We start from the raw sequence: 25,588 nt of genomic DNA, 5'->3' as shown, positions 1-25,588 counted from the left end.
GGGCGGCCTGCAAAGAAAGAATAACGCAGCACGCGGAAAGGGGATTATTAAGATGAAACGAAAAAGCATGAGCCTGCTGGCTTTACTGCTGGTTTTCTCAATGCTGTTATCTCCATTGTCAAGTATCAATGCAGACGCGGCAGCGTCTGAGCTGGCGGAGGAGAGTAGCGCAGCATTATCGGAGGAGAAGAAAGAGCCGGCGGCGGAAGAGAGCAGCGCGGCTTCAGAAGAGAAAAAAGAACCGGCGGCGAAGGAAAGCAGTACGGCTCCAGAAGACAAGAAAGAGCCGGAGGCAGCAGAAAGTACGGAGGCCGGAAAGGAAAGCAAGGCGGAGAGTACCAAAACGGAGTCCTCGACGGAGACCGGCGGGACTAAGGAAGCTGCCGGGACTGCCAGTGCGGAGGAGAGCAGTGCAGCGGCAAAGGAAAGCAGCGCGGCGGAGACACAGCCCGCGGCCGAGAGCGGTGCGGAGCCCACGTCTGCGGCTGACGCCGGTGAAAAGAATATTGATACGGTCCAGACGGTTTTATTGGCAGCCGGTGGAGATGAGCAGCCGGTGAAGCCGACGGCCGCCATAAGCGGCGTGACGGTAGTAAAAAACGACGGCGGCACATATGGAATGTTTCCAATCACAAATCCAACTTGCACTGTAAAAGGAAACATGATAGAGATTTCCTTCCAGACCGGCGCTAAAAAGACATTTGACTGGCTCTATCTGGGGTATCAGTCCGACGGGAGCAAACCGGGATATTTTACCGGGGTCAAGACTGGAGAGACCTGTGAGTTTACCATCCAGGTTCCCCTGTCTTCCGGAAACAGCTGGATTCCAGTTTCTGTAGGCCGTTCCGATCAGGGAACCTGGTCGGAAAATTACCTGTGGATGAGTATTCCCAAGGTCCTGGTGATCACAAAACAGCCGGAAGCGGTCAGCAAAAAGGCCGGGGAGACGGTGACTCTTAAAGCGGAGGCTGACGGGGAAGGAGTGACATATCAGTGGCAGTACAGCTCCGATGGGAGCGGATGGACAGACTGTGCGGGAGACAGCGCACAGGCTGCTGCTTACAGCTTCATCATGGAGGCGGCATTGGCAGGACAGTACCGCTGTATGGTAAAAGACAGCGCGGGAGCCGAAGCTGTTACAGATGCGGTGAAGGTCAGTGCGGCCAGCGAGCAGGAAGGATATCTGGCCAATGACGGGATTACCGCCGTTTATGGCAGCGACGATGCTAAAAAGCCCGGACAGGCCTATACCATGTTTAAGATCGCGGCGTCAAAGGCCGTGGTCAAGGGTGACGGAATTGACGTCACGATTTGGGTGAGTCCGGCCTCCAGCGGGAAATTTTCTTATGACGCGATCTATATCGGAATGAAAGACGACGATCCCAAAGAACCGGTCGTTCTTGGAGAAACGGATACAGATAAGAATCTTCAGAAATTCCAATTTACCGTTCCATCCAGTATGATGGGCGGAGAGGTTCACTTTGTGCCGAGGAGCGCTTCCAAAGGAACGTGGAGCACCAGCAGCTCTCTGGCATTTCAGATTCCTGCGGCGGACAGCTTTAAGAAGCCCTCGGAGATCACCATTACCAGCCAGCCCGCGGGCGAAACTGTGACGGGCGCAGGAGCCGAGGTCATCCTTTCGGTGGAGGCGTCAGGCGAAGCAGGAGCAGTCCTGTCTTACCAGTGGCAGTACAGCGCGGACGGAAACGAATGGACAGATTGTACCGGCGACAGCGCCAAAACTTTTGAATACCGTTTTACTATGTCGGAAGATCTGGCGGGGCAGTACCGCTGTGTGGTCACCGACGGGAACGGCACAACGGCCATATCTTCCACAGCTGCTGTCAGAGTGCCGTCGGCCCCTGTGGTCACAGGGAGTACGGTAAAAGTCGTAAAGGACAATGGAGCCGAATTTGCCATGTTTAAGGTCGGCGAATCCACCGTAACAGCTGAGGGTGAAGAGCTGGAGATTACAATCTCCACAGCAAACACATCTTTTGACAAAATCTATTTAGGTTTTAAGGATGATGCCTCCAAGACGCCGGTGATCGCAGGAACGAAGCTTGCTTCCGGCGGCTGGACCTTTACCTTCCGTGTCCCGGCGGCCGATAAGGGCAAGGTGCTCCCGGTCTCTCTGGGATATCCGGAAGGCAGCGCCAAGGACTGGTATACGAATCAATACCTCTGGATCTACATTCCGGATGAAGGGATTGAGGAGTTTCCCACAGAGACCGATACGATCAAGGCTATTGCGGGCGGCACCGGAGCTTCTTACAATAATTTTGCAGTTGTTTCCTCCAAGGCGGTGCTGAAGGGGGATACGGTGGTCCTCACTCTGTATGTAAAAGGAAATACATGGACGAAGCTGTATCAGGGCGTTCAGTCTGATACCAATAAAACAGTGACCTGCACAGGCTCCTATGACGGAGATAACGACAGGACGGCCTTCACCTTCCAGGTCCCGGCAAAGAAGCAGGGGATGAATATTCCCATTACCCCCGGAAATGACGGCGGTTGGTTCAGCTATGCCAGGGATCTGTTCATCCATGTGCCGAATCTGGCGGGGAACGCAAATACGACGGCGGACGGCACTTATGACTTATATGGCTCTGCCTATCCGGTATCCAATTATACTAGCCTCAGCTTTGAGCGGGGGAGCAGCCTTACGATCAACGGCAGTGCAGCCACGGTGACTTTGGTCACCCAGGCGAGGGATTATGATAAGCTTTATATCGGCCTGGCCAGTGACGCGGATTCCGTGAAGGATGCAAAAGCCGTGGATGCGGTTCCCAGGACGGATATCGGCGATACCTATAAGAGCTTTACCTTTACCATTCCAACCGCCGATCTGGGAAAAGAGATCAGTTATGTGGTTCATGTGGAAAAAAGCAGCTCCTGGTCAGAAAAGTCGGGAAGTTTCTTTATAAATGGCATTTTGGATAGAACGGGTGATCTGCCGGATCCGGACCCGGAACCCGTAGATCCCACCGTTCCGTCTGACGGAACTTACAAAGTGACTGTGGATTCCAGCGCGGCCATGTTCCGGGTGGTGGACTGCGTCCTGACCGTAAAGAACGGAAAGATGAGCGCGGTGCTCACCCTGAGCGGGACCGGCTACGATTATCTGTATGTGGGGACCGCGGCTGACGCAGAAAAGGCGGATAAGTCCTCCTGGGCTCCTTTTGTGAAGGATGCCAATGGCAAGTATACCTATACGATTCCTGTGGAGGCTTTGGACAAGGGAATCGCGGTCGCGGCACATTCCATTAAGAATGACAAATGGTATGACAGGACTTTGAATTTCCGGTCCGAAGGCATGGAAGCGGTCACGCCGGCCATAGCAGACGGCGTCTATACCATCGAAGCAGATTCCAGCGCGGCCATGTTCCGGGTGGTGGAATGCGTTCTGACTGTAAAGAACGGAAAGATGAACGCGGTGCTCACCCTGAGCGGGACTGGCTACGATTATCTGTATGTGGGGACCGCGGCTGACGCAGAAAAGGCGGATAAGTCCTCCTGGGCTCCTTTTGTGAAGGATGCCAATGGCAAGTATACCTATACGATTCCTGTGGAGGCCTTGGACAAGGGAATCGCGGTCGCGGCACATTCCATCAAGAATGACAAGTGGTATGACAGGACCTTGACTTTCCGGTCAGAGACGATGAAGAAGATCGGCGATATCTCCGGCGGAGGAGATGAGCCGGTAACGCCTGTAGATCCCGATAACGGCAAAGACGACGGTAACCAGCCGGATGTGATCCCTGACAATGACGGAAAGGCCGATAATGAGTCTAAGTATGAGTCTGATACCGGCGGTTCCACCGGACGGGTGGACAGTGCGACGACTCTGGCGGACGGCGTCTATAAGCCGGATAAATTTTCCTGGTCCGGCGGTACGGGCAGAGTAAAAATAACCTGCAACAAGATCACCGTAAAGAACGGGCAGGCCTATGCGACATTGGTATTCAGCAGTGACTCTTATCAATATGTGAAAGCCAACGGAAACACTTACTATACCACTAAGAGCGGCGGCACGGCCACTGTTGTCATCCCTGTAGCACTGAACAAAAATAATAAGATTTTTGGAATGACGACGAAAATGTCGGCGACCCACGAGATTGAATATACCATTTTCATTTATCTGGCGGCGGCAGCAAATGGAGAAGCAGCCGGGGAGAACAGCAATGAGAAGCTGGATGAGACGGCTCCCCAGATTATCGGGCTGGAGTATCAGTCTGAGACAAAGCTGGATTACGCGGAATATTTCAAGATTTATCACTATGATCAGGACATTGTCCTTTTGGAAATTGATTTGACGAAGGATACGGCGAGGGACCCGGAAAAGCTGGCGGAAGAAGAGGACGGCAGTCAGGCAGAGTCTGCGGAGAGTGACGGTCAGGAAAAAACAAAAGCATCTGCCGAAACGGAGATCATCACGGAGGATGGGGAGGAACTTGTCCCCAGCGAAGGTGAGATCGCCGCAGAGCTTTACAAAGGAAATGTCGTGAAATATCTCCTTGTCCCGGAGGACACCGAGATTCCGGTCGGCCTGGAGCAGGATATGATCATCGTGAGGATGCCTGCGGACAAAGCCTATGCCGCCTCCGATGAGATTCTGGAGATGATGGAGACACTGGATATCCTCGACAATCTGGCAGCGGTGGGCTGTGAGCAGAAGGACTGTGGTATTGATTCTGTCGCGGAAAGAATGACCGTGAAGGATGGAGAAGAGGAAGCTGAGGTAATTTTCGGCGGACAGTATGACCTGCCCGATTATAAGGCTCTGATCAAAAAGGAGACCAATCTGGCTGTTCTGCCCGGTGAACTGCTTCCCAGGGAAAAAGAAGATGAAGAAACAGACGGCCAGAAAAAGGCCGCGGAGAAAAACAGCGAAGCTGTTATGAACGGAGCAGAGGCCGAAGAGCTTACGGCCAAAGAGCAGACGGAACGCTTCGAGGAGCTTACCGGGAACCTTGCCATGTTTAATATCCCGGTGATCATCGACCGGTCTGCCGATGAAGAGACTGAGCTGGCCAAATACGAGTGGATCAAAGTATACGGCGTACTTTTCAGCTGTGAGGAAAAAGCGGACCAGCTTTTTGAGGCGGCTGTGAAAAAAGCAGCGCAGCAGGAGAACAGATGATGAAGAAGAAGTTATATCAGGTTACGGCGCTGATACTGGCTGCAGTCCTCCTTTTGGGGGGCTGCGGACAGAAAGCGGAAAAGGAAACAGAAAAGCAGACGGACCCGGAGACACAGGAAACCGCTGCGGAGACGAAGACAGAGGCCGGGACGGAAAGCAGTCAGGGAGAGACACAGGTGACGACAGCGGCCAGAGAGAGCGGCGACGCGCCGGAAATTGCAGGACTTACCTATGAGTCAACCATGGAGCTCACCTATGCGGAGTGCTTTGATGTGTATTATTATGAAGGCGGCTACGGACTGATCGATGTCCATGACAGCGCCAGATATCTGGTGATCCCGGAAGACAAGCCGGTTCCGGATGGCCTGGACGAGGACATCATTGTTCTGCAGCAGCCGTTGGATCAGATTTATCTGGCGGCGACCTCAGCCATGGCCCTTTTTGCTTCCATGAATGCGCTGGATGCTATCCGTTTGAGTGGTACCCAGGCCTCTGGCTGGTACATAGACGACGCTGTGAAGGCCATGGAAAGTGGAGACGTCCTCTTTGCCGGAAAATACAGCGAACCGGATTATGAGCTTCTGGTGAATGAACAGTGCGATTTGGCCATTGAGTCGACTATGATTCTTCATTCCCCGAAGGTGCAGGAGATGATCGAAATGCTGGATATCCCGGTGTTCATCGACCGCTCCAGCTACGAGAGCCATCCGCTGGGAAGAACGGAGTGGATCAAGGCATACAGTGTTATGGTAGATAAGGAAGACGAAGCGAAAGCATTTTTTGACCAGCAGGCCAAGGTGATCAGCGATCTGAAAGATTTTAAAAACACGGAAAAGACTGTGGCGTATTTCTACGTCAGCACAGACGGTTCTGTTGTGGTAAGGAAGCCCACAGATTATATTCCGAAGATGATTGAGATCGGAGGAGGGCGCTATGCGTTTTCCAACCTTCAGGATGAGTCTGGAAAGACATCGATCCCTCTGACCATGGAGGAATTTTACGCGACTGCCGTGGATGCGGACTATCTGGTCTATAACGCGTCCATCGACGCGCCTCTGGCCGGTGTGGAGGATTTGCTGGCCAAAAGCGAGATGTTTTCGGACTTCAAAGCGGTGAAGGAGGGAAACGTCTGGACCACAGGAAAGTCGCTGTACCAGGCAACGGACATAGTCGGGGAGCTGATTCGCGATCTGAATCTTATGCTGACCGGCGGTGACGCGTCTCAGATGACGTTTTTAACAAAAGTGGAGTAGACGAGGACAGGATATGCAGCAGGACTTTCATATGGAAAATTTTAAACGGCGTTCCAGGTATATCCTGGTATTTGCCGTTCTACTGGCGGCCTTCCTGGCCATCACCGTTTTGAATATCAACACCGGGAACGTGGATATTTCTGTCCCGGAGATCCTGCGTATTCTATTTCGCGGGACAGGGGGCGCGACCGAGTACAATATTATCTGGAAAATCCGTCTGCCGAGGATCCTGATGGCAGCAATCCTGGGAGGGGCTTTGTCCCTCTCAGGTTTTCTGCTGCAGACCTTTTTTGAGAACCCCATCGCAGGACCGTTTGTGCTGGGGATATCCTCCGGCGCGAAAATGGTGGTCGCCCTGACGATGATCTATTTCCTAGGGAGATCCCGGTCCGTTTCTTCATATACTCTTATCGTGGCCGCCTTTCTGGGGTCTTTGCTCACCATTGGGTTCATCCTGTTGTTTTCCAGGCGCCTTCATCATATGGCGACGCTTTTAGTCGCCGGAATCATGGTAGGCTATATCTGTTCAGCAGTGACGGACTTTGTTATCACTTTTGCCGAGGATTCTGACATCGTCAATCTCCATGGCTGGTCCCAGGGAAGCTTTTCCGGCATGAGCTGGAGTAATGTGGCGGTGGCGTCCGTGGTGGTGGCGGTCACTCTTTTGATCACTTTTTTTCTTTCAAAGCCCATCGGGGCCTATCAGCTGGGAGAGGCCTATGCCCAGAGCATGGGGGTGAACATCAAGGCTTTCCGAGTGGCTTTGATCTTGCTTTCCAGCATTCTCTCCGCCTGCGTGACAGCCTTTGCGGGGCCTATCTCCTTTGTGGGGATCGCGGTTCCCTATCTGATCAAAAGGTGCCTGAATACATCGCGGCCGCTGGTGGTGATCCCAGGAACCTTCCTGGGCGGAGGAGTATTCTGCATGCTGTGCGACTTGATCGCAAGAACGGCCTTTGCGCCGCTGGAACTGAACATCAGTACGGTAACGTCCATCTTTGGAGCGCCCATAGTCATTTTTATGATGCTGAAGCGGCAGAAGGGGAGGCAGTGATGGCAGACTATCATCTGAAAATGAACAACCTTTCCGTCGGCTACAATGGAAAACCGCTGATTCGGGATATCAATATTGGGGTTTCCAAGGGGGAGATTGTAACTCTGATCGGACCGAATGGATCCGGAAAATCCACCATTTTGAAAAGTATCACAAGACAGCTGAAGCTGATTGCCGGAACGGTGGTCTTTGACAGGGAAAGCATCGGAGAGATGTCCTTTAAAGCTTTGTCCACCAGGATGTCTGTGGTGTTGACAGAACGCATGAAGCCAGAGCTCATGACCTGCCACGATATTGTAGCGACAGGACGCTATCCCTACACAGGGCGTCTCGGGATCCTGAACCGTGAGGACGAGGAAAAGGTAGAGGAGGCCATGCGCGCCGTTCATGCGGAGGACCTGGGCGCCAGAGATTTTAATAACATCAGCGATGGACAGCGCCAGCGGGTGCTTCTGGCCCGCGCAATCTGTCAGGACCCGGAGATCATCATACTGGATGAACCCACCTCATTTCTGGATATCCGTCATAAACTGGAGCTTTTGTCCATTTTGAGAAACATGGCGAAGCGGAAGCGGATCACGGTGATCATGTCTCTCCACGAGATTGATTTGGCCCAAAAGATCTCCGACAAGATTCTTTGCGTCAAGGGAGAATGGATTTCTCATTTTGGCAGGCCGGACGAAATTTTTAAGGAGGAGACCATACGGGAGCTTTACGATATCGACAACGGGTATTTTGATCCCTGCTTTGGCAGCATTGAGCTTCCTGGGCCGGGAGGGATGCCAAGGGTACTGGTGCTCTCGGCCTGCGGAACGGGAATTCCTGTTTACAGACGCCTGCAGAAGGAGCAGATTCCATTTGCGGCGGCTATCCTCTATAAAAACGATATCGATTACAGGCTTGCAAGGCTCCTGGCTTCAGAGGTGGTTGCGGAGGAGCCTTTCCGGGAGATTGGAGACGAGGCGTTTTCCAGGGCGTTATCTTTGATGGAATCCTGTGAGACGGTGATCGATGCCGGAGTAGAGATCGGCCCCTGCAACCGACGGTTTTCAGAACTTTTTTCAGAGGCGCAGCGGCAGGGAAAACTGCGGAAACTCAGGCATGAAGTTCTTGAATAATCCCCGGATTTATGATATGATGACGAAGGACTGGCTGACCGGGGAACAGAGCGGTGAGCCGGATAGATGCGGAGAAAGGAACTGTTGTTATGAGTCAGGAAAAAGTAGATAAGTATAAAGAGCAGAAAGCAAAAAGGAAAGAGCTGGTCGAAAAGGAACGGAAGCATCGCAAGCTCATGAAGGTTGTGTCCATCCTGGTCCTGGTCTTGGTTCTGGCGGGCGTCGGCACGGGCGTTGGGATCACCATCCGAAATCAGTACGTCAAGGCGCAGAAATCGAAGCCTGATTATTCCAGCAGTTCTATGATCGTACAGGATATGGCCGGTATTTTGACGGAAGAGACAACGGAGGCCGGGGAAGGGTCAGACGATGAGACGACTGCTCAGGAGACTGGCGCATCAGAAGAGACGGAAGCTGGAACGACTGAGGCCGCGACGACAGCGGCTGAAACGACGGCTCAGAATTGAGGAATGAAAACAGAGGGTGTAGAGATGCACCCTCTTTTGTTCTTTCATAATATTAAAAAAGCCTCTGAAACGAGGAGTTCCCGGAGCATAAGCTCCGGGATAATTATGAAAAATCTATATGCATTTTGACGAAAAACCTTGTTTAAATCCTTGATTTTTATACAAATAGCATAACAATAAAGTGTGAACAAAATATGAATGAAATATAAATAAAGCGTTAATATTAGGAAATCCATATTTGCTGATATGAAGGAGGGAGACAGTTTTATGATACAAGAGGCAGGAAGAAAGGTCATTGTCATCGGACACAGAAATCCGGATACGGATTCCATCTGTTCGGCCATAGCCTATGCAAGGCTTAAACAGGCATTGACGGGAGAAGAGCACATACCCTGCAGGGCGGGGATGATAAACCCGGAGACCCAATATGTCCTGGAGAAATTCAATATCCCGGTGCCGGAGCTGAGAGAAGATGTCCGGACACAGATAAAAGACATTGAGATAAGGAAGACCAAAGGGGTACGCTCTAATATATCTCTGAAAAAGGCATGGTCTCTGATGAAGGATCTGGGTGTCGTTACACTTCCCATAACAAGAGACAACCACCTGGAGGGGCTCATAACTATCGGTGACATTGCCAATTCCTATATGAATGTATATGACAGCGCGATCCTTTCTGCGGCCTGCACCCAATATGTGAATATAAAAGAGACCTTGGAGGGGATCGTGGTCGTCGGTGATGAACAGGATTATTTTGACAAAGGCAAGGTGCTGGTGGCGGCGGCCAATCCTGACCTGATGGAATCCTATATCGAGGAGCACGATCTGGTAATCTTGGGAAACCGTTATGAGTCCCAGTTCTGCGCCATTGAGATGAACGCGGGCTGCATCGTCGTCTGTGACGGAGCCCCGGTCTCTATGACCATTCGAAAGCTGGCAGAAGAGAGACAATGTACAGTGATCTCCACCCCCTTTGACACGTTTACGGCCTCCAGGCTCATAAACCAGAGTATGCCAATCGGATATTTTATGAAGACGAATCATATCATCAGCTTTGATATTGAGGATTATACAGATGATATCAAAGACATTATGGCGAGCAAGCGCCATAGGGATTTCCCGATCTTAGATAAGGACGGTCACTATAAAGGCATGATTTCCAGGAGGAACCTGCTGGGGATGAAGCGCAAGCAGGTGATCTTAGTGGATCACAACGAAAGATCCCAGGCGGTAGAGGGCATAGAGGGCGCCGATATCCTGGAGATCATCGACCATCACAGACTCGGAAGCCTGGAGACTATCTCGCCGGTATTCTTTCGGAACCAGCCTTTGGGCTGCACGGCTACGATCATATACCAGATGTATAAAGAGGCGGGGGCTGAGATCTGTCCGGAGGTGGCGGGCCTGCTGTGCAGCGCGATTGTATCCGACACGCTTTTGTACCGTTCCCCCACCTGCACGGAAATTGACCGGCAGGCCGCGGAGATTCTGGCAGGCATAGCGGGCGTTGATACGAAAAAGCTGGCGCGGGAAATGTTCGCCGCGGGCAGCGACCTCAGGCAGAAATCTGAGAAAGAAATTTTTTATCAGGATTATAAAGTTTTTAACATGGAGGGGACGACGGTTGGAATCGCCCAGATCAGTTCCATGGACGAAGAGGAGCTCCAGAACCTGAAGGAGAGGATGGTTCCGTTTCTGGAGAAAATGAAGAACAAGCACAACGTGGATATGCTGTTCTTCATGCTGACCAGTATTCTGGATGAGTCCACCGAGGTGCTCTGCGACAGCTTCAACGGGGAGCAGCTTTTGGAGCAGGCCTTTCCCGGCTGCAGGCCTCAGAACCAGGCGGTAATCCTGCCGGGAGTGGTTTCCAGAAAAAAACAGTTTGTCCCGGCCATGATGCTGGTCCTGCAGGGATAAGACAGATTGCAGAGAAAGGAGAGGAAAGATGAGATATAATTGGAAAAATATCACGCTGGTAGGGATGCCGGCTTCTGGAAAGAGTACGATAGGGGTTCTTTTGGCCAAACGGTTGGGTTATAAGTTCATCGATTCGGATCTGCTGATCCAGGAGCAGGAGGAAAGGCTCTTAAAAGAGATCATAGAAGAGGAAGGACTGGACGGGTTTCTGGCCATTGAAAACCAGGTGAACCGGGATATCGCTGCGGATAAGGCGGTGATCGCCCCGGGCGGAAGCGTGATTTACGGAGAGGAGGCCATGGAGCATCTGAAGGAGATCGGAACGGTGGTCTATCTGAAGATCAGCTATGAGGACCTGGAGAAAAGGCTGGGGAACCTCCACGACAGAGGGGTGGCGCTCAAGGACGGAATGACACTCTTCGATCTGTATCAAGAGCGTGTGCCCTTATATGAAAGGTATGCGGATGTGACTATTGACGAAACAGAGAAGACCAGCGGTCAGATCGTGGATGAGCTGAGAATGCTGGTGGAGTGGAACTGATGGGAGCCAGCCGCTTTGCCGCTTGCAATTCCTGTTTATTTATGCTATAGTATGGAAGCTGATTTCCCCTGCAGACGGGAAAAGGCAGAACTATACTGGTGAGTTCGAGACCTTCCTCACCTAAAACAAAACTAAAGGAGAAAACAGAATATGAAAAAGAAAAGAATGTCATCCAAGGCGGCTTTATTCACGGTACAGGGAGCGCTGATCGCGGCGATCTATGTGGTGCTGACTCTGGCGTTTGCGCCGGTGGCCTTCGGGCCGATTCAGTTCCGGATCTCAGAAGCGCTGGTGATTCTTCCTTATTTTACTCCGGCGGCAGTGCCCGGCGTTTTTGTGGGCTGTCTGCTGTCAAACATACTGGGAAGCGGCATGATGCTGGATATCGTCTTCGGAAGCCTTGCTACCTTGATAGGCGCGGTGCTTTCCTATCTTCTGAGGAGACATAAGTTTTTGGTGTGCGTCCCGCCCATATTATCCAATGTGCTGATTATTCCGTGGGTGCTGCGGTATGCCTATGGCGCTCCGGAGATGATTCCTTATCTGATGTTTACGGTAGGCATTGGTGAGGTGCTTGCCATCGGAGGGCTGGGGAACATACTTCTTTTGGCTCTGGAGAAATACAGGGGCGTGATTTTTCGGACGAATGCCGCATGACGAATGAGAAACACGATGCCGGCGTCCGCAATATGGCGTGCGTATTGGCGGAGCAGGAAAAAGACAGTATTGGAAGGTACTGTCTTTTGTGCTATAATACAAAATACATTTTGGAATCATTTTTAGTTAGCTCCGCTTAAGCTTAAGTTTAATACCGGCAGAAGTTCCGGTCCGTCACGATTTTGGCTTGCTGGCGATGCGGGGGCCGTTTTATCCCCGCTCCGGGAGTACCGCTCACATGTCGGCGGAAAATCAGGATGATTTTCCGTCTCCGGTTCGCTCAGAAACGGAATCGGTATTTTTCGTTTCTGCCTCCCTCCGCCTGGGGAACACCGGCCGCCGCCCTGCGGCGCTCACCTTTAGGCCGGCCCGGAATCCTTCTGCCGGTATCTTTTCTGCCGCACCATTTCGGACGATTTTTGTTCCTTTGATTCCAGAAAAGGATTGGATATCCACACGGCCCGCGCGCCTTACGGCAGCGGGCCGCGGTGGACCGCCCCAATAGCTTTTAAAACGAGTGAGAGCTTATTTCGGTGCGGGAAGAAGAGCAAGAGGAAGGATCCGATTCCATCGTAAGGTGAGCGCCGCAGGGCGTTAGCAGGATCTTCCCGGCCGCAGGGAGGTAAAAACCGAATCTCATGCAGGTTTTTATTGGAATCTGACATGGAAAAATATCGATTTATCCATGTCAGTTGGAAAGGACCGACCGGAGGCCATAAAGATGCTGGTTACGGCTGCCAGCGAGCCGCCTGGATGGAATCGGATTTCCTCTTGCCTTGTAAATCTGACAAAGAAAACTTGTTTAAACGGTATTCAAAGGAATAGTGAATCATATATGTCTGATGAGACGGAGCCGGAAAGCGCCGGCGATCATATGGATGAGAGATGAAATTGAGGGAAATAGAGAAAGGAAACAGTATGTATCAGATAGATTTTCAGAAACCCATTGCTGTGCATTTCATAGGCATAGGCGGGATCAGCATGAGCGGTCTGGCGGAAGTTCTGCTGGCCAGGGGATTTAAGGTGAGCGGATCGGATTCTGCGGTGACGCCGCTGACGGAACATCTGGAGCAGAACGGGGCGGCAGTCTGCCGGGGGCAGAGGGCGTCTAATATTACGGATGATATTGACCTGGTAGTCTATACGGCGGCAGTGCATCCGGATAATCCGGAGTATGCGGAGGCGGTGAGGCGGGGGCTGCCTATTCTTTCAAGAGCAGAGCTTCTCGGACAGATGATGAAGAATTATCAGGACGCCGTCGCCATTTCCGGCACCCATGGCAAGACCACCACCACTTCCATGGTGACGGAGATTCTGCTGGCGGCCGACGCGGATCCGACTATTTCCGTGGGAGGCATCCTACACAGCATAGGCGGGAATATACGCATCGGAAATTCCGGGTGTTTTGTGACGGAGGCCTGCGAGTATACCAACAGCTTTCATTCCTTTTTTCCTACCATAGAAGTGATTCTGAATATCCGGGAGGATCATCTGGATTTCTTCAAGGATCTGGATGAGATCCGGGAGTCTTTTCATACCTTTGCGAAGTTGCTGCCGGAGGACGGCATGCTGATCATCAACGGGGATATCCCGGATTATCAGAAGCTGACGGGCGGCCTGTCCTGTCCTGTGGTGACCTTCGCTTTGGAGAATGGAGAAGCAGATTACAGGGCAGCAGACATTAGTTATGATGAAGCGGGCCATGCGTCTTTTGACGTACTTTTCCGCGGGACGAAGATTGCCCATATCGCGCTGGAGGTGCCGGGAGAGCACAACGTGGCGAACGCTCTGGCCGCAGTTGCCGTGGCGAAAGCCCTGCATGTGCCGGACGAGGCGATTGAAAGAGGGCTGGACGGATACACAGGGACAGAACGCCGGTTTGAGACCAAAGGAGTCCTGGGAGGTGTGACGGTAGTAGATGACTATGCTCATCATCCCGATGAAATCCGAGCGACCCTTCTTACGGCCAAAAAGCTAAAGAAGAAAAAAATATGGTGTGTGTTCCAGCCCCACACTTATACCAGGACAAAAGCGCTGCTTTCGCAATTCGCTGATGCGCTTTCTCTGGCAGATGAAGTAGTGCTGGCGAAAATTTATCCGGCCAGAGAGACAGATACACTCGGGATCAGTTCTGCGGATCTCGCTGTCGAATTGGAGAAACTGGGAAAAAAAGCCCACTATTTTGAATCCTTTGATGAAATAGAAAATTTTCTGCTGGAAAATTGTGTCCCCGGAGAATTGTTGATAACTATGGGGGCCGGAGACGTTGTAAAGATTGGGGAAAACCTGTTAGGGCTATAGTTATCCACAATATCCACATGCTTATCAACAATTTGGGGTTGGACAGCATGTGGATTTTTTTGTCCAATGGTGGGATTGATATATTTGTAACTATCCCGTATATTCGACATTTTTGAGGAATAAGAGGAAAAAATATCGAAGTTGGGGGACGGTTATCCACAATATACACAGTATCCACAATGTGGATATATTAGAACGTGGGGCCGCTTCTGCGGGGGAAAAACGGGTTCTCTTTTTGCCGGGCCTGTGTTATAATGGGAGGCGGATGAGAGAGGTGAGGAGCATGGCAGGGCTATTTGTGACAAACCGGCAGAAGCATGGTGTGACGGTGGTATCAAACCAGTTCATCGACCGGTTCCTTCCGGAGGCAAGCGGTGAGTTTGTGAAGGTTTATCTGCTGCTTTTGCGGCGGGTCTCCGAGGGAGGAGAGCTTTCTATTTCCCACATGGCTGACGGACTTGATAATACGGAAAAGGATGTACTGCGCGCGCTGAAATATTGGGAGAGAATGAATCTCCTGAAATTAGAATACGGAGAAGATAAAAAGCTGCAGGGCATTGTCCTGCTGGAAGAGGACTGTGCGGAATCGGCTGTTACGGCGGAGGAAGCCGTAACGGCCGGAAAAAAAACGGAAGCCGCACGGGAATCTGAGAGAAAGCCTGCGGATCTGCAGGCGCTTCAGACAGACGAGGAATTCTGCCAGCTTCTTTATCTTGCGGGAAGGTATACGGCCAAGACGCTGACGCCCAGGGATTGTGATGTGCTGGCGAACTTATATGGTTCTGTCGGCATGTCGGCGGAGCTTTTGGAATATTTGATTGAATACTGCGTTTCCGGCGGACATAAAAGCATGAGATACATAGAGACGGTTGCCCTCAACTGGCATGAGCGCGGGATCAGGACGGTGGAGCAGGCCAAAGGGGAAGCGGTGATGGGAGGCCGGAACACCTATGCGGTGCTGAAAGCTTTCGGCTTGGGCGGCCGGAATCCCGCCGCCGGTGAACGGGCGATGATTGATCAGTGGTTCCGGGATTACGGATTTCCGGTAGAAGTGGTGGTGGAAGCCTGCGACAGGACGATGCGGGCGATTCACCAGCCAAGCTTCGAGTATGCGGACAGAATCCTGAGGGACTGGAAGGAAAAGGGAATACGGGAACGGGACGATATTGCCAGGCTGGATGAGAAGCCGGCTGCGAAAAGCGGCGGCAGCAGGAAGGCCGCCGGAAAAAAAGAGGACTTGAAAAAATCCAATAAGTTTCATAATTTCACAGAAAGAGATTATGACTGCGATGAACTGATGAAGAAGATCAACGGGCTGATGTAGGACCGGCTGCACTGCAGGGACAAGCCGGAGGGAAAGCAGGGAGGATGGATGTGGCACTGAATAATTCCCAGTATGACGCGCTGATGCGGGTATATCAGAAGAAACAGCTGGACAGTAAACGAAGGCAGGATGAGCGGATCGACGAGGTGTACCGCGCGCTGCCCCAGATGGAAGAATTCGACAGGGAGATCAGCGCCATATCCGTGGAGCAGGCCAGACGGCTGCTGGACGGGGAGGAGGGGGCGCTTGAGCGCCTCAGATTCAAGCTGAAGGAGCTGCGGGAGAGCAAAGAAACTTTGCTCGCCATGGGAGGGTTTGCTCCCGATTATATGGAACCGGTATATACATGTTCGGAGTGCAGGGACACCGGCTATGTGGGCGGCAGGAAATGTAAATGTCTGAAGCAGGCCGAAATCGCGCTTTTATACGGGCAGTCTAATCTGGAGCGGGTTCTGCAGGCTGAGAATTTTGACTGTCTCAGTTTTGAATATTATGATAAGACTCTTATTGTGAATGAAGAGAAAGGAATCAGCCAGCATGAGTATATGAGGGCTGTGGTGGAGGAATGCCGGAATTATGCGGCGGGATTTCATGAGCGCGGGGGGAATCTCCTGTTCACCGGTCCGGCCGGCACTGGAAAGACATTCCTCACCAACTGCATTGCCAAGGCGCTTTTAGACCGGGCTGAGGCGGTGCTGTATCTTACTTCTTCCGATCTGTTCCAGCTGATTTCCGACAAGAGGTTTGACCATGGCGGTGAAGAGCGGGAAGAAAAATATAAGGGCATCCTGGAATGCAGCCTGCTGATCATTGACGATCTGGGGACAGAGCTCACCAACAGCTTTACCAATTCAGAGCTTTTTTACTGCATCAACACAAGGCAGCTGAGGGGGAGGGCGACGATCATCTCCACGAACCTGACCATGAATGAGCTGCGGGATATTTATTCTGAGAGAATTTTTTCCAGGATCATCAGCAGCTACCGCGTGATTCCGCTGTTTGGAGCGGATATCCGGATAAAAAAAAGATTGAGCGGGAAAACATCTTGACTTTCCGCGGTGTCGATGATACCCTCTAAAAGTACGAAAGAGTAAAACTAAGCTGTACCGAGAGTATGCAGACGAACACAGGAGGGATAAAAGAATGCAGGACGAGCATGATTTGAATACCATACCGGTGGGTCCTCTGGGACTGATACCGATCGATGGCTGTCAGGAGCTGGGCCGGAAGGTGGACGCCTATTTGGTGGAATGGAGAAAAGAACGCCAGAATGAGCATAAGACTTCCGTCGTCTTTTCAGAATATGAAAAGGACAGTTATATCATTGAGAGCCACGTCCCCCGCTTTGGAACCGGAGAGGCAAAAGGGGTGATCGATAAATCGGTCAGAGGCGACGACCTGTTTATCATGGTAGATGTCTGCAACTATAGTCTGACCTATTCCCTTTGCGGGCGTGTGAACCATATGTCTCCCGACGATCACTTTCAGAATCTGAAGCGTATCATCGCCGCTGTAGGCGGGAAAGCCAGGCGCATCACGGTCGTGATGCCGTTTCTGTATGAGAGCAGGCAGCATAAACGCAACGGGAGAGAATCCCTGGACTGCGCGCTGGCCCTTCAGGAGCTGGTGCACATGGGAGTGGATCACATCATCACCTTTGACGCCCATGATTCGCGGGTGCAGAACGCGATCCCGCTGAAGGGATTTGAAACGGTACAGCCTATTTATCAGTTTATCAAGCATCTCCTGAAACATGAGAGAGAGCTTAAGATCGACAGCGAGCATATGATGGTGATCAGTCCGGATGAAGGCGGTATGGGCCGCGCCATTTACTTTGCCAATGTGCTGGGGCTGGATGTGGGAATGTTCTATAAACGCCGGGACTATACAAAGGTGGTAAACGGGAGAAACCCCATAGTGGCCCATGAGTTCCTGGGCGCTTCTGTGGAGGGCAAGGACGTGATCATCATTGATGATATGATCTCCTCCGGGGAGAGCATGCTGGATGTGGCGAAGGAGCTTAAGCGCAGGAAAGCCAGAAAGGTGTTCATCTGTGCGACCTTCGGTCTGTTCACAGGCGGCCTGCAGAAGTTCGATGAATATTTCGAAAATGGTCTCATAGACCGGATGCTGACGACAAATCTGATTTATCAGACGCCGGAGCTTCTGGCGAAGCCGTATTATATCGATGTGGATATGAGCAAGTATATCGCTATGCTGGTCGATTATATGAATCACGATGTCTCCATCAACCAGCTTCTGAATCCCACCTCCAGGATCAACAGCCTGCTGGAAAGGTACAGAGGCTGAAAGGATCTTACTGAAGAAAAAGGATGTCACAGACGAGACTGTCTGGACATCCTTTTATTGTTTCAGCTTAAGGCCAGCAGATGGTACGGGACATTCAGCCTGGATAAATAGGCAGCCTCCCGTTTGTGGCAGGTAAAAAGAAGTACCTGTCCGGGATAATTTTCCGCCAGCCATTTAAGAGTATTGTGCAGGCGGGAGTCATCATAATAGGCGAAGGTATCGTCCAGGAGAATCGGCAGGGAAAGATCCGGATACAGGATCTCTACGGCGCTGATCCGCAAAGCCAGATAGACCTGTTCTATGGTCCCGCGGCTTAAGGATTCCAGCGGGATGGTCCGGCCGCCGCTCCGAAGAGTTACGGACAAGTTTTCGTCGATATAGAGCCGTTCATAGACGCCGTCTGTAATGGCGCAGAGGATTTCTGAAACCTTTGAGTTCAGAACGGGACTGAAGGATTCATGGATTTTCGAAGAAAGAGAGGAGATGGTTTCTTCGGCAAGACCAATGGCTTCTATCTTTTCCTGGATCTCTTTATTCTTCTGAATGGTTTTTTCGAGGGCGCTCTTCTGTTCCTCCAGTTCGGTCAGATGCTTGCAGGCTTGTTCAAATTCCCAGGCCTCCTTCTGACACCGGGCCATTTCGCCGTGAGCGTTTTGAAGCTTTTCCTGTAAGGCGACTGTGGCCTTGAGAGATTCCTCAGACTGAACATATTCCTCGGAAAGTGCTTTCTGGATTGCAGTGTATTCCGCCATTTTTTCTTCCATGGCTTTCATGTTCTCTTCCGAGATTTCGGAAGTATGAAGATGCGCGGTAAATTCATTCCGCAGGAACTGTTCCGTTTCCGCCGCCATGGCCTCTGAGTCCGAATCATCTTTTTTAGATCGGACGAATAGGATGATGGTAAGCAGGAAAGAAATACCTGTAGCGGCAAAAAACAAGATCAGGAAAGGCAGCTTGGGGAACGGGAATGGAGTTCCCGTGAAGGGAAGATCCTCATAAAACAAGGTGCCAAGGCCAAGGAGCAGGAAGATGAAGAAGGAAATCGTGCCGGAGATGATATCCCGAAGACGCAGGGCGCGTCTGGCATGCTTTGCTGTTTCTTCTGCGGCCAGCCGGTATGCGGTAAAGGCATCCTGGATCCGTTCCTGATAGATATCGGGATCCTTTATATGGGCGAGGCTGTGGGATTCCACCGCATTTCGCTTTTCTTCCATACTTTTGTTGAGCTCCGCCTGCCGTTGCTTTTCTTCGGCGAGCTTTGCTTCCAGGTCCTTTATCTGATTCTCCAGCTCCTCCGGCTGACCGTCCATGGCCTTTAACTTATCTTCGGCTTCGCAGATCTCCTGGAAAAGAGCTTGATAATGAGAAGAGGCGCTTGGATCGAGCTGCTGCTTCAGAATCCGCTTCTTCTCCTTGAGGGAAGCCAGAGTCTTGGTCACGTCCAGAGTAGAGGTGCCGGACAGAGCGATGCTGGACAAGTGGTTTTTAAGCTGGGCGCTGAGGGTTCCGTCGGTGGCGGCTCTCAGCTGTTCAATACTGATGGTGTTCCGGTAGGTCTCTTCGGTGATGTGCCCCAATAAAGCGTCGACATCGGACTGTTCGGTACCGATGACACGGCCGCTGTCCTGATATTTTAAGGACAAGGAGCGGTTCTTGGTATCCAGGCACCGCTCAATGAGGTACTCGCCGTCCCCGGCGGAAAAGCTCAGAGAGCCGCCATACGAAGCCTGGCTGTTCCAGGGATAGTAATGGGAATAGGCATCGTTCCACGCGGCCTTGCCACGGCCCCGCTCCATGCCGAAGAGCATGCTCTTCAAATAAGCGTGGAGAGTAGACTTGCCAGATTCGTTGTCGCCGTATATAACATTGATGCCTTCATCGAAGGACATGTCCTGGTGGGTGTACTTTCCGAAGCTGGAAATATGGATATCCTTTAATATCATTATGGTTCTCCTGTTTCTGAATCAAAGTTGGCCAGAAGCGCATCCAGGCCATAATAAAAAGCCTGGCTTTTTACCGGGTCCGTGAGAGAAGCTTCGGTACCGTCCGTGAGGAAAGCGCCGATATAATCTCCGATCAGGTCGTGCCGGTGGTTTTCCATAAGCGCATGGATGTCATAGGAAGGAATCGTGTCATCCCGATAGGAGACAACCCTTCCCGCTGTCCGCAGGTAGGCTTCGTCAAAGACGATGTCCGGATCCCGTTTTCCGGTCAGGGCCAGCTTGTATATATTGGAAGGCCCGTACTGTTCCATGAATCTGGTTATGGTCTGATAAAGCGACTGATTGGTCGTTTTGGAGCTTACTTTCACCCGGCATGGGATATAGGAGCGTGATGACAGAGGGATGAACTGCAGCTTCAGATTTCCGGAGTCTTTTCCCGGAAGCAGCTCACCCTGGATATATCCGTGATGCCCGGTCTCGGTCAGCTCGATGGGAGAGAGGGATCCGGCAAAGGCCAAACGATTTTCAGCATCAATTTCCGGTTTGTGTATATGACCGAGGGCGATGTAAGAAAAGCCAGAAGCGGCCAGCTTTTTCCTGTCCAGGGGAATGTGGTCCGCGTCTCCTCCATGAGCCAGGAGAATATGGAGATTTCCATCCTCCGGGGCCTTCAGATCATCATACAGAGCTTCCTTGATCTCCCTGGTGTGATAGCTGAATCCATGGACGACGGTTCCCAGATTGGGAAAGGAAACCTGTGAAAACCCGCTTCCGGACAAGAAGGTCACATTGGGAGACCAGGAAAACTCCGACAGGGCGGAGCCCGGACGGACACAGTCGTGGTTTCCGGCGATCATGACCACCGGAATCTCGGGTATGTTGGCAAAGAGGGCGTCTGCCTCCTTGAGTTCGGCCAGCGCAGGCTGGCGGTGAAATAAATCCCCTGCGATGAGCAGGAGGTCCGGGCGCTCCTTCCGGCAGGCGGAGATCAGATCCCGGAAAGCGGTCAGGATATCGAATGAACGCTCTCTGGACCAGGGAAATCCCCGGTCGGGCTGACAGCCCAGATGGATGTCTGCGGTATGAATGAATTTCATAAGAAGCAGCTCCTTTCTATTCGTCATCTTGTCAAAAATAATCTGCTTAACGTGTACATTATATCATATAAAAAAGGGAGATTCAAAAAAATGTATCTCATAAATTGCATAAAATTTAGGCTATTTTCTAAAAATAATTGTTCACTTATTCCAAAAAATGTGTTACACTAGTGGTACAAAATATAACAGCAAGAGGTGATAGCGTGGTTAAAAAAGAAATGATTGCGATGCTTCTGGCAGGAGGCCAGGGCAGCAGGCTGGGCGTATTGACGTCAAAGGTGGCCAAGCCGGCGACAGCGTTTGGCGGTAAATACCGGATAATTGATTTTCCGCTGAGCAATTGTATCAATTCAGGCATAGATACGGTGGGTGTCCTGACTCAGTATCAGCCGCTTCGGCTGAACGCGCACATCGGAATCGGCATCCCGTGGGATCTGGACCGCAATGTGGGCGGGGTGACGGTGCTGCCGCCTTACGAAAAGAGTACAAACAGTGAGTGGTACACCGGCACTGCCAATGCTATTTATCAAAATCTGGAATATATGGAGGCGTATAATCCGGAATACGTTCTGATCTTATCCGGAGACCATATCTATAAGATGGATTATGAAGTGATGCTCGATTATCACAAGGCGAATAACGCAGATATCACCATCGCGGCGCTGCCTGTGCCCATCGAGGAAGCAAGCCGTTTCGGTGTGCTCATCACGGATGAAAATAACCGGATAACGGAGTTTGAGGAAAAACCGGCCAAGCCCAGAAGCAATCTGGCTTCCATGGGCATCTATATCTTCAGCTGGAAAGTATTAAAAGAGGCCCTTATCACAATGTCCGATGAGCCTGGCTGTGATTTCGGCAAGCATGTGATTCCGTACTGCCACAGCCGCGGGGACCGGATTTTTGCTTATGAGTACAACGGCTACTGGAAGGACGTTGGGACGTTGGGATCCTACTGGGAAGCGAACATGGAGCTGGTTGATATCATTCCTGTGTTCAATCTCTACGAAGAGTTCTGGAAAATTTATACAAAGAGCGATATTCTTCCGCCTCAATACATATCTTCGGATTCTGTCATTGAGCGGAGCATCGTCGCAGAGGGGGCGGAAGTATACGGGGAGGTATATAACTCGGTAATAGGCGCCGGCGTGAAGATTGGAAAAGGAGCTGTGATACGGGATTCGATCCTGATGCAGGATGTGGTGGTCGGCGACGGCACGGTTGTTGACAAGGCGATCATAGCGGACAACACGGAGGTGGGAGCCAATGTACGGCTGGGTACAGGAGACTTTGCTCCCAGCAAGCTTGACCCCAGAGTATATGCGTTTGACCTGGTGACCGTGGGAGAGGATTCCTATATCCCTGACGGTGTGACGGTGGGAAGGAATACGGCCATTTCCGGTGTGACAGCCGCATCGGATTACCCTGACGGAGAGCTGGGCAGCGGAGACTTTATTATAAAGGCAGGTGAGGCACAATGAGAGCGATAGGGATCATTCTGGCAGGCGGAAATAACAAGAGGATGAGGGAATTGTCAGAGAAACGCGCAGTTGCCGCAATGCCCGTTGCGGGCAGCTATCGGGCCATAGATTTCTCATTGAGCAACATGTCCAATTCCCATATTAAAAAGGTGGCGGTGTTCACCCAGTATAATTCCACATCGTTAAATGAGCATTTGAGTTCATCAAAATGGTGGGATTTCGGAAGAAAGCAGGGAGGGCTTTTTGTATTCACCCCCACCCTTACGACGGTCAACAGCAACTGGTACAGAGGGACGGCTGACGCTCTCTGGCAGAACATAAACTACTTGAAGAGCAGCCATGAACCTTATGTGGTGCTTGCTTCCGGAGATGGTATCTATAAGCTTGACTATAATAAGGTACTGGAGTATCATATCTCCAAACAGGCCGATATTACCGTGGTATGCAAGGATATGCCGGCCGAAGCAGATGTGAGCCGTTTTGGACTGGTGAAGACGAATTCGGACGGCCGCATCATTGAATTCGAGGAAAAGCCCATGGTAGCTACCTCCCATACCGTATCCTGCGGCATCTATGTGATCCGGCGGCGCCAGCTGATTGAGCTGATCGAAAAATGCGCAGAAGAAGACCGCTACGATTTTGTACAGGATATCCTGATCCGGTACAAAAATATGAAGCGGATCTACGCTTACAAGCTGGAATCTTACTGGAACAATATTTCATGCGTGGATGCGTATTATAAGACGAATATGGAGTTCCTGAAACCGGAAGTGAGGAATTATTTCTTCAATACGTATCCGGATGTTTATTCGAAGGTGGACGACAATCCGCCGGCCAAGTACAATATAGGGGCCAAAGTGAGAAACAGTCTGATTTCCAGCGGGTGTATCATCAATGGGGAAGTGGAAAATTCAGTTTTGTTTAAAAAGGCATATATTGGAAACAACTGTGTGATCAAGAATTCCATTATTCTCAATGATGTCTATATTGGGGACAATACCAGGATCGAGAACTGCATCGTGGAGAGCAGAGATACGATTCGGGCCAATATGACGTACATTGGAGAACCGGATAATATCAAGATCGTCATCGAAAAGAACGAGAGATTCGTACTTTAATATACTAGTAAGAGATGAAGGAAGGGGACTATATAAAAATGCAGATTACAGATGTGAGGGTTAGGAAGGTATCAAAAGAGGGGAAAATGAAAGCAATTGTGTCTATTACTCTGGACAACGAATTCGTGGTTCATGATATTAAAGTGATCGAGGGCGAAAAGGGAATGTTCATTGCCATGCCCAGCCGGAAAGCCACCGACGGCGAATACCGGGATATCGCGCATCCGATCAATTCAGAGACCAGGGACAAAATTCAGGGTATCATCCTTGCAAAGTATGAGTCGACTCTGCTGGAAGCGGAAGAAGAGGAATAAACAGTCGTTGAGTAAACCAGGCAGGTGCCGAAGGGCGCCTGCCTTTTTCTCGCTTTAAAGGAAATAAATGGTCTAAAGATGTTGTAAAAGAACTTGAAAACAGGTTGCTTATTCCTTATATCACTTATATAATAAAACTATCTATGGGCATTGCCCATACACAGATGATGGAGAAGGATAGGACATGAAGATTATAATTGTAGGAATCGGTAAAGTCGGATACACATTGGCGAAGCATCTGTCTGCCGAGGGAAATGATGTAGCCGTGATAGACAAGTCTCAGGAGGCCGCGGACAAGGGCGGGGACAGCCTCGATATTATGTGTCTGAGGGGAAGCGGTTTGAGCACCCGAGCCCTTCTTGACGCAGGAGTGAGGGAGACGGACCTAATCATTGCCACCACGCCCAGCGACGAGATCAACATGCTGTGCTGTCTGACAGCAAAGCGGCTCGGAGCTAAACATACGGTGGCCAGGATCCGTGACCCGGAATACGCCCACGAAGTGTCTGTTCTGAAGCAGGAGCTGGGGCTCAATATGATTATCAATCCGGAGCTGGAGGCGGCCAATGAGATTGGAAGAGTCCTCCGTTTTCCGACGGCCATTAACGTGGAGACGTTTGCCGCGAGAAAGGTGGAGCTTGTCGCTTTCCGCGTAGTAAAAGGTGATAAAATCGTCGGGAAAAATCTGGCCGGTATCATGAACGATATTAAATTTCCGATTCTGTTCTGTACGGCCGTACGGGGAGATGAAGTGATCATACCGGACGGAAACTTCGTCCCCGCGGAAGGAGACCTGATGTACATAGCGGGCAAGCCCTCCGCCATAACGGACTTTTTTAAATATGAGGGCAAATACCAAAAACAGGTAAAGACCGCGGTTATAGTAGGAGGGGGCCGCATTGCTTATTATCTGGGACTTGGGATGAGCCGCCTCGGTATGAAGATAAAGATCATTGAGCAAAATAAGAAGCGGTGCCAGGAACTGGATGAGCTGCTCCCGGACTGCATCATCATTCATGGAGACGGGACGGATGAGCAGATCCTGGAGGAAGAGCATTTGGAAGCGGCGGGAGCTGTCGTGACGCTTACGGGAAGGGATGAAGAGAACCTGCTCACAGCCTTGTATGCGAGCCGGCTTCGTGTCCCCAAGGTGATCGCCAAGATCAACCGGGGGAATTATGAAGGCATCATCAAGGAGATGGGAGTGGATTCCATTATAAGTCCGAAAAACATTACGGCGGCACAGATCATCCGATATGTGAGGGCGCTCAGGAATACCATTGGGAGCAACGTTGAGACTTTACATAAGATTGCCGACGGCAGGGCGGAAGCTTTGGAGTTTGTCGCCGGGGAGAGCACCTGGAATCTGGGGGTACCTTTTAAAGATATCAGATTCAAGAAGAATTTTCTGGTGGCGGCGATAGTCCGGAATGGAAATATCATCATTCCTACCGGAAACGATTGTATCATGGCCAAAGACAATGTCATTGTCATTTCCAGGTCCTCCAATGTGAACGACCTGAATGATGTATTTGAAGTGTAGGAGTCGG

Annotated in this window: 19 protein-coding genes; 16 read left to right on the top strand and 3 right to left on the bottom strand. The window is 51.1% G+C overall.

Annotation, left to right across the window (positions count from 1 at the left end; translation table 11 throughout):
- Positions 1-52 precede the first annotated feature (52 nt).
- From H9Q78_RS07545 to H9Q78_RS07510, 8 genes are all read left to right on the top strand, one after another.
- Entirely contained in the window at positions 53-5,143 is a 5,091-nt protein-coding gene (locus tag H9Q78_RS07545) for a hypothetical protein (protein WP_249300644.1), read from the top strand.
- On the top strand, positions 5,143-6,396 hold the full coding sequence (locus H9Q78_RS07540) for an ABC transporter substrate-binding protein (protein ID WP_249300642.1): 1,254 nt from the start codon (positions 5,143-5,145) through the stop codon (positions 6,394-6,396). Before H9Q78_RS07545 ends, H9Q78_RS07540 begins: the two co-directional genes overlap by 1 nt.
- A gap of 31 nt (positions 6,397-6,427) precedes the next feature.
- Entirely contained in the window at positions 6,428-7,450 is a 1,023-nt protein-coding gene (locus H9Q78_RS07535; protein ID WP_249300640.1) for a FecCD family ABC transporter permease, read from the top strand.
- On the top strand, positions 7,450-8,568 hold the full coding sequence (locus tag H9Q78_RS07530; RefSeq protein WP_249300638.1) for an ABC transporter ATP-binding protein: 1,119 nt from the start codon (positions 7,450-7,452) through the stop codon (positions 8,566-8,568). Before H9Q78_RS07535 ends, H9Q78_RS07530 begins: the two co-directional genes overlap by 1 nt.
- Before the next feature lie 89 nt (positions 8,569-8,657).
- Positions 8,658-9,035, top strand: coding sequence for a hypothetical protein (locus H9Q78_RS07525; RefSeq protein ID WP_249300636.1), 378 nt, complete (start codon positions 8,658-8,660; stop codon positions 9,033-9,035).
- 267 nt (positions 9,036-9,302) lie between these two features.
- A complete protein-coding gene (locus H9Q78_RS07520) occupies positions 9,303-10,955 on the top strand; it encodes a putative manganese-dependent inorganic diphosphatase (RefSeq protein WP_249300634.1) in 1,653 nt (550 codons plus the stop codon).
- Positions 10,956-10,983: 28 nt separating this feature from the next.
- Entirely contained in the window at positions 10,984-11,496 is a 513-nt protein-coding gene (locus H9Q78_RS07515) for a shikimate kinase (protein ID WP_249300633.1), read from the top strand.
- 150 nt (positions 11,497-11,646) lie between these two features.
- Positions 11,647-12,153, top strand: a complete 507-nt coding sequence (locus H9Q78_RS07510; RefSeq protein ID WP_249300631.1) for a QueT transporter family protein — start codon at positions 11,647-11,649, stop codon at positions 12,151-12,153.
- A 252-nt stretch (positions 12,154-12,405) separates the two neighbouring features.
- Here H9Q78_RS07510 and H9Q78_RS07505 read toward each other — a convergent pair whose 3' ends face one another.
- Positions 12,406-12,609 (bottom strand): hypothetical protein, encoded by a 204-nt coding sequence (locus tag H9Q78_RS07505; protein WP_249300629.1) that lies wholly within the window; start codon positions 12,607-12,609, stop codon positions 12,406-12,408.
- Positions 12,610-13,071: 462 nt separating this feature from the next.
- On the opposite strand from H9Q78_RS07505, the gene murC reads away from it, so the two are divergent.
- The 4 genes from murC (at position 13,072) to H9Q78_RS07485 (ending at position 18,088) form a co-directional block, all read left to right on the top strand.
- Entirely contained in the window at positions 13,072-14,454 is a 1,383-nt protein-coding gene (gene murC / locus H9Q78_RS07500; RefSeq protein WP_249304777.1) for a UDP-N-acetylmuramate--L-alanine ligase, read from the top strand.
- A 265-nt stretch (positions 14,455-14,719) separates the two neighbouring features.
- Positions 14,720-15,778 carry a DnaD domain protein gene (locus tag H9Q78_RS07495; RefSeq protein WP_249300627.1) on the top strand — a complete coding sequence of 353 codons (1,059 nt, stop codon included), beginning with the start codon at positions 14,720-14,722 and terminating at the stop codon, positions 15,776-15,778.
- Positions 15,779-15,828: 50 nt separating this feature from the next.
- Positions 15,829-16,827: an ATP-binding protein gene (locus H9Q78_RS07490; protein WP_249300625.1), complete on the top strand. Its 999-nt coding sequence runs from the start codon at positions 15,829-15,831 to the stop codon at positions 16,825-16,827.
- A 94-nt stretch (positions 16,828-16,921) separates the two neighbouring features.
- Complete coding sequence (locus H9Q78_RS07485) at positions 16,922-18,088, top strand: ribose-phosphate pyrophosphokinase (RefSeq protein WP_249300623.1); 1,167 nt, start codon at positions 16,922-16,924, stop codon at positions 18,086-18,088.
- 62 nt (positions 18,089-18,150) lie between these two features.
- On the opposite strand, the gene H9Q78_RS07480 is transcribed toward H9Q78_RS07485, so the two are convergent.
- Together H9Q78_RS07480 and H9Q78_RS07475 are read right to left on the bottom strand one after the other, a co-directional pair.
- Positions 18,151-20,031, bottom strand: a complete 1,881-nt coding sequence (locus H9Q78_RS07480; protein WP_249300621.1) for an ATP-binding protein — start codon at positions 20,029-20,031, stop codon at positions 18,151-18,153.
- On the bottom strand, positions 20,031-21,128 hold the full coding sequence (locus tag H9Q78_RS07475) for a metallophosphoesterase family protein (RefSeq protein WP_249300619.1): 1,098 nt from the start codon (positions 21,126-21,128) through the stop codon (positions 20,031-20,033). The genes H9Q78_RS07480 and H9Q78_RS07475 overlap by 1 nt, the downstream gene beginning before the upstream one ends.
- Positions 21,129-21,331: 203 nt before the next feature.
- Between H9Q78_RS07475 and H9Q78_RS07470 the strand changes: the two genes are divergently transcribed.
- The 4 genes from H9Q78_RS07470 to trkA all read left to right on the top strand — a co-directional run bounded on the left by H9Q78_RS07470 (position 21,332) and on the right by trkA (position 25,581).
- On the top strand, positions 21,332-22,606 hold the full coding sequence (locus H9Q78_RS07470) for a glucose-1-phosphate adenylyltransferase (protein WP_249300617.1): 1,275 nt from the start codon (positions 21,332-21,334) through the stop codon (positions 22,604-22,606).
- Positions 22,603-23,724, top strand: coding sequence for a glucose-1-phosphate adenylyltransferase subunit GlgD (glgD, locus tag H9Q78_RS07465; RefSeq protein ID WP_249300615.1), 1,122 nt, complete (start codon positions 22,603-22,605; stop codon positions 23,722-23,724). The genes H9Q78_RS07470 and glgD overlap by 4 nt, the downstream gene beginning before the upstream one ends.
- Before the next feature lie 38 nt (positions 23,725-23,762).
- Positions 23,763-24,038: a septation regulator SpoVG gene (spoVG, locus tag H9Q78_RS07460; RefSeq protein ID WP_147596269.1), complete on the top strand. Its 276-nt coding sequence runs from the start codon at positions 23,763-23,765 to the stop codon at positions 24,036-24,038.
- A 184-nt stretch (positions 24,039-24,222) separates the two neighbouring features.
- Complete coding sequence (trkA, locus tag H9Q78_RS07455) at positions 24,223-25,581, top strand: Trk system potassium transporter TrkA (protein ID WP_249300614.1); 1,359 nt, start codon at positions 24,223-24,225, stop codon at positions 25,579-25,581.
- Positions 25,582-25,588 lie beyond the last annotated feature (7 nt).

It is taken from the genome of Qiania dongpingensis, assembly GCF_014337195.1.
Lineage (GTDB): Bacteria > Bacillota > Clostridia > Lachnospirales > Lachnospiraceae > Lientehia > Lientehia dongpingensis.
Note: the sequence above shows the minus strand (reverse complement) of the source record. Positions and strands in the feature narration are given on the sequence as shown.

Excerpts from the sequence above, each read along its gene's own strand:
- H9Q78_RS07545 (WP_249300644.1), top strand. The coding sequence starts at position 53 with ATGAAACGAAAAAGCATGAGCCTGCTGGCTTTACTGCTGGTTTTCTCA.
- H9Q78_RS07540 (WP_249300642.1), top strand. The coding sequence starts at position 5,143 with ATGAAGAAGAAGTTATATCAGGTTACGGCGCTGATACTGGCTGCAGTC.
- H9Q78_RS07535 (WP_249300640.1), top strand. The coding sequence starts at position 6,428 with ATGGAAAATTTTAAACGGCGTTCCAGGTATATCCTGGTATTTGCCGTT.
- H9Q78_RS07530 (WP_249300638.1), top strand. The coding sequence starts at position 7,450 with ATGGCAGACTATCATCTGAAAATGAACAACCTTTCCGTCGGCTACAAT.
- H9Q78_RS07525 (WP_249300636.1), top strand. The coding sequence starts at position 8,658 with ATGAGTCAGGAAAAAGTAGATAAGTATAAAGAGCAGAAAGCAAAAAGG.
- H9Q78_RS07520 (WP_249300634.1), top strand. The coding sequence starts at position 9,303 with ATGATACAAGAGGCAGGAAGAAAGGTCATTGTCATCGGACACAGAAAT.
- H9Q78_RS07515 (WP_249300633.1), top strand. The coding sequence starts at position 10,984 with ATGAGATATAATTGGAAAAATATCACGCTGGTAGGGATGCCGGCTTCT.
- H9Q78_RS07510 (WP_249300631.1), top strand. The coding sequence starts at position 11,647 with ATGAAAAAGAAAAGAATGTCATCCAAGGCGGCTTTATTCACGGTACAG.
- murC (WP_249304777.1), top strand. The coding sequence starts at position 13,072 with ATGTATCAGATAGATTTTCAGAAACCCATTGCTGTGCATTTCATAGGC.
- H9Q78_RS07495 (WP_249300627.1), top strand. The coding sequence starts at position 14,720 with ATGAGAGAGGTGAGGAGCATGGCAGGGCTATTTGTGACAAACCGGCAG.
- H9Q78_RS07485 (WP_249300623.1), top strand. The coding sequence starts at position 16,922 with ATGCAGGACGAGCATGATTTGAATACCATACCGGTGGGTCCTCTGGGA.
- H9Q78_RS07480 (WP_249300621.1), bottom strand. The coding sequence starts at position 20,031 with ATGATATTAAAGGATATCCATATTTCCAGCTTCGGAAAGTACACCCAC.
- H9Q78_RS07475 (WP_249300619.1), bottom strand. The coding sequence starts at position 21,128 with ATGAAATTCATTCATACCGCAGACATCCATCTGGGCTGTCAGCCCGAC.
- glgD (WP_249300615.1), top strand. The coding sequence starts at position 22,603 with ATGAGAGCGATAGGGATCATTCTGGCAGGCGGAAATAACAAGAGGATG.
- spoVG (WP_147596269.1), top strand. The coding sequence starts at position 23,763 with ATGCAGATTACAGATGTGAGGGTTAGGAAGGTATCAAAAGAGGGGAAA.
- trkA (WP_249300614.1), top strand. The coding sequence starts at position 24,223 with ATGAAGATTATAATTGTAGGAATCGGTAAAGTCGGATACACATTGGCG.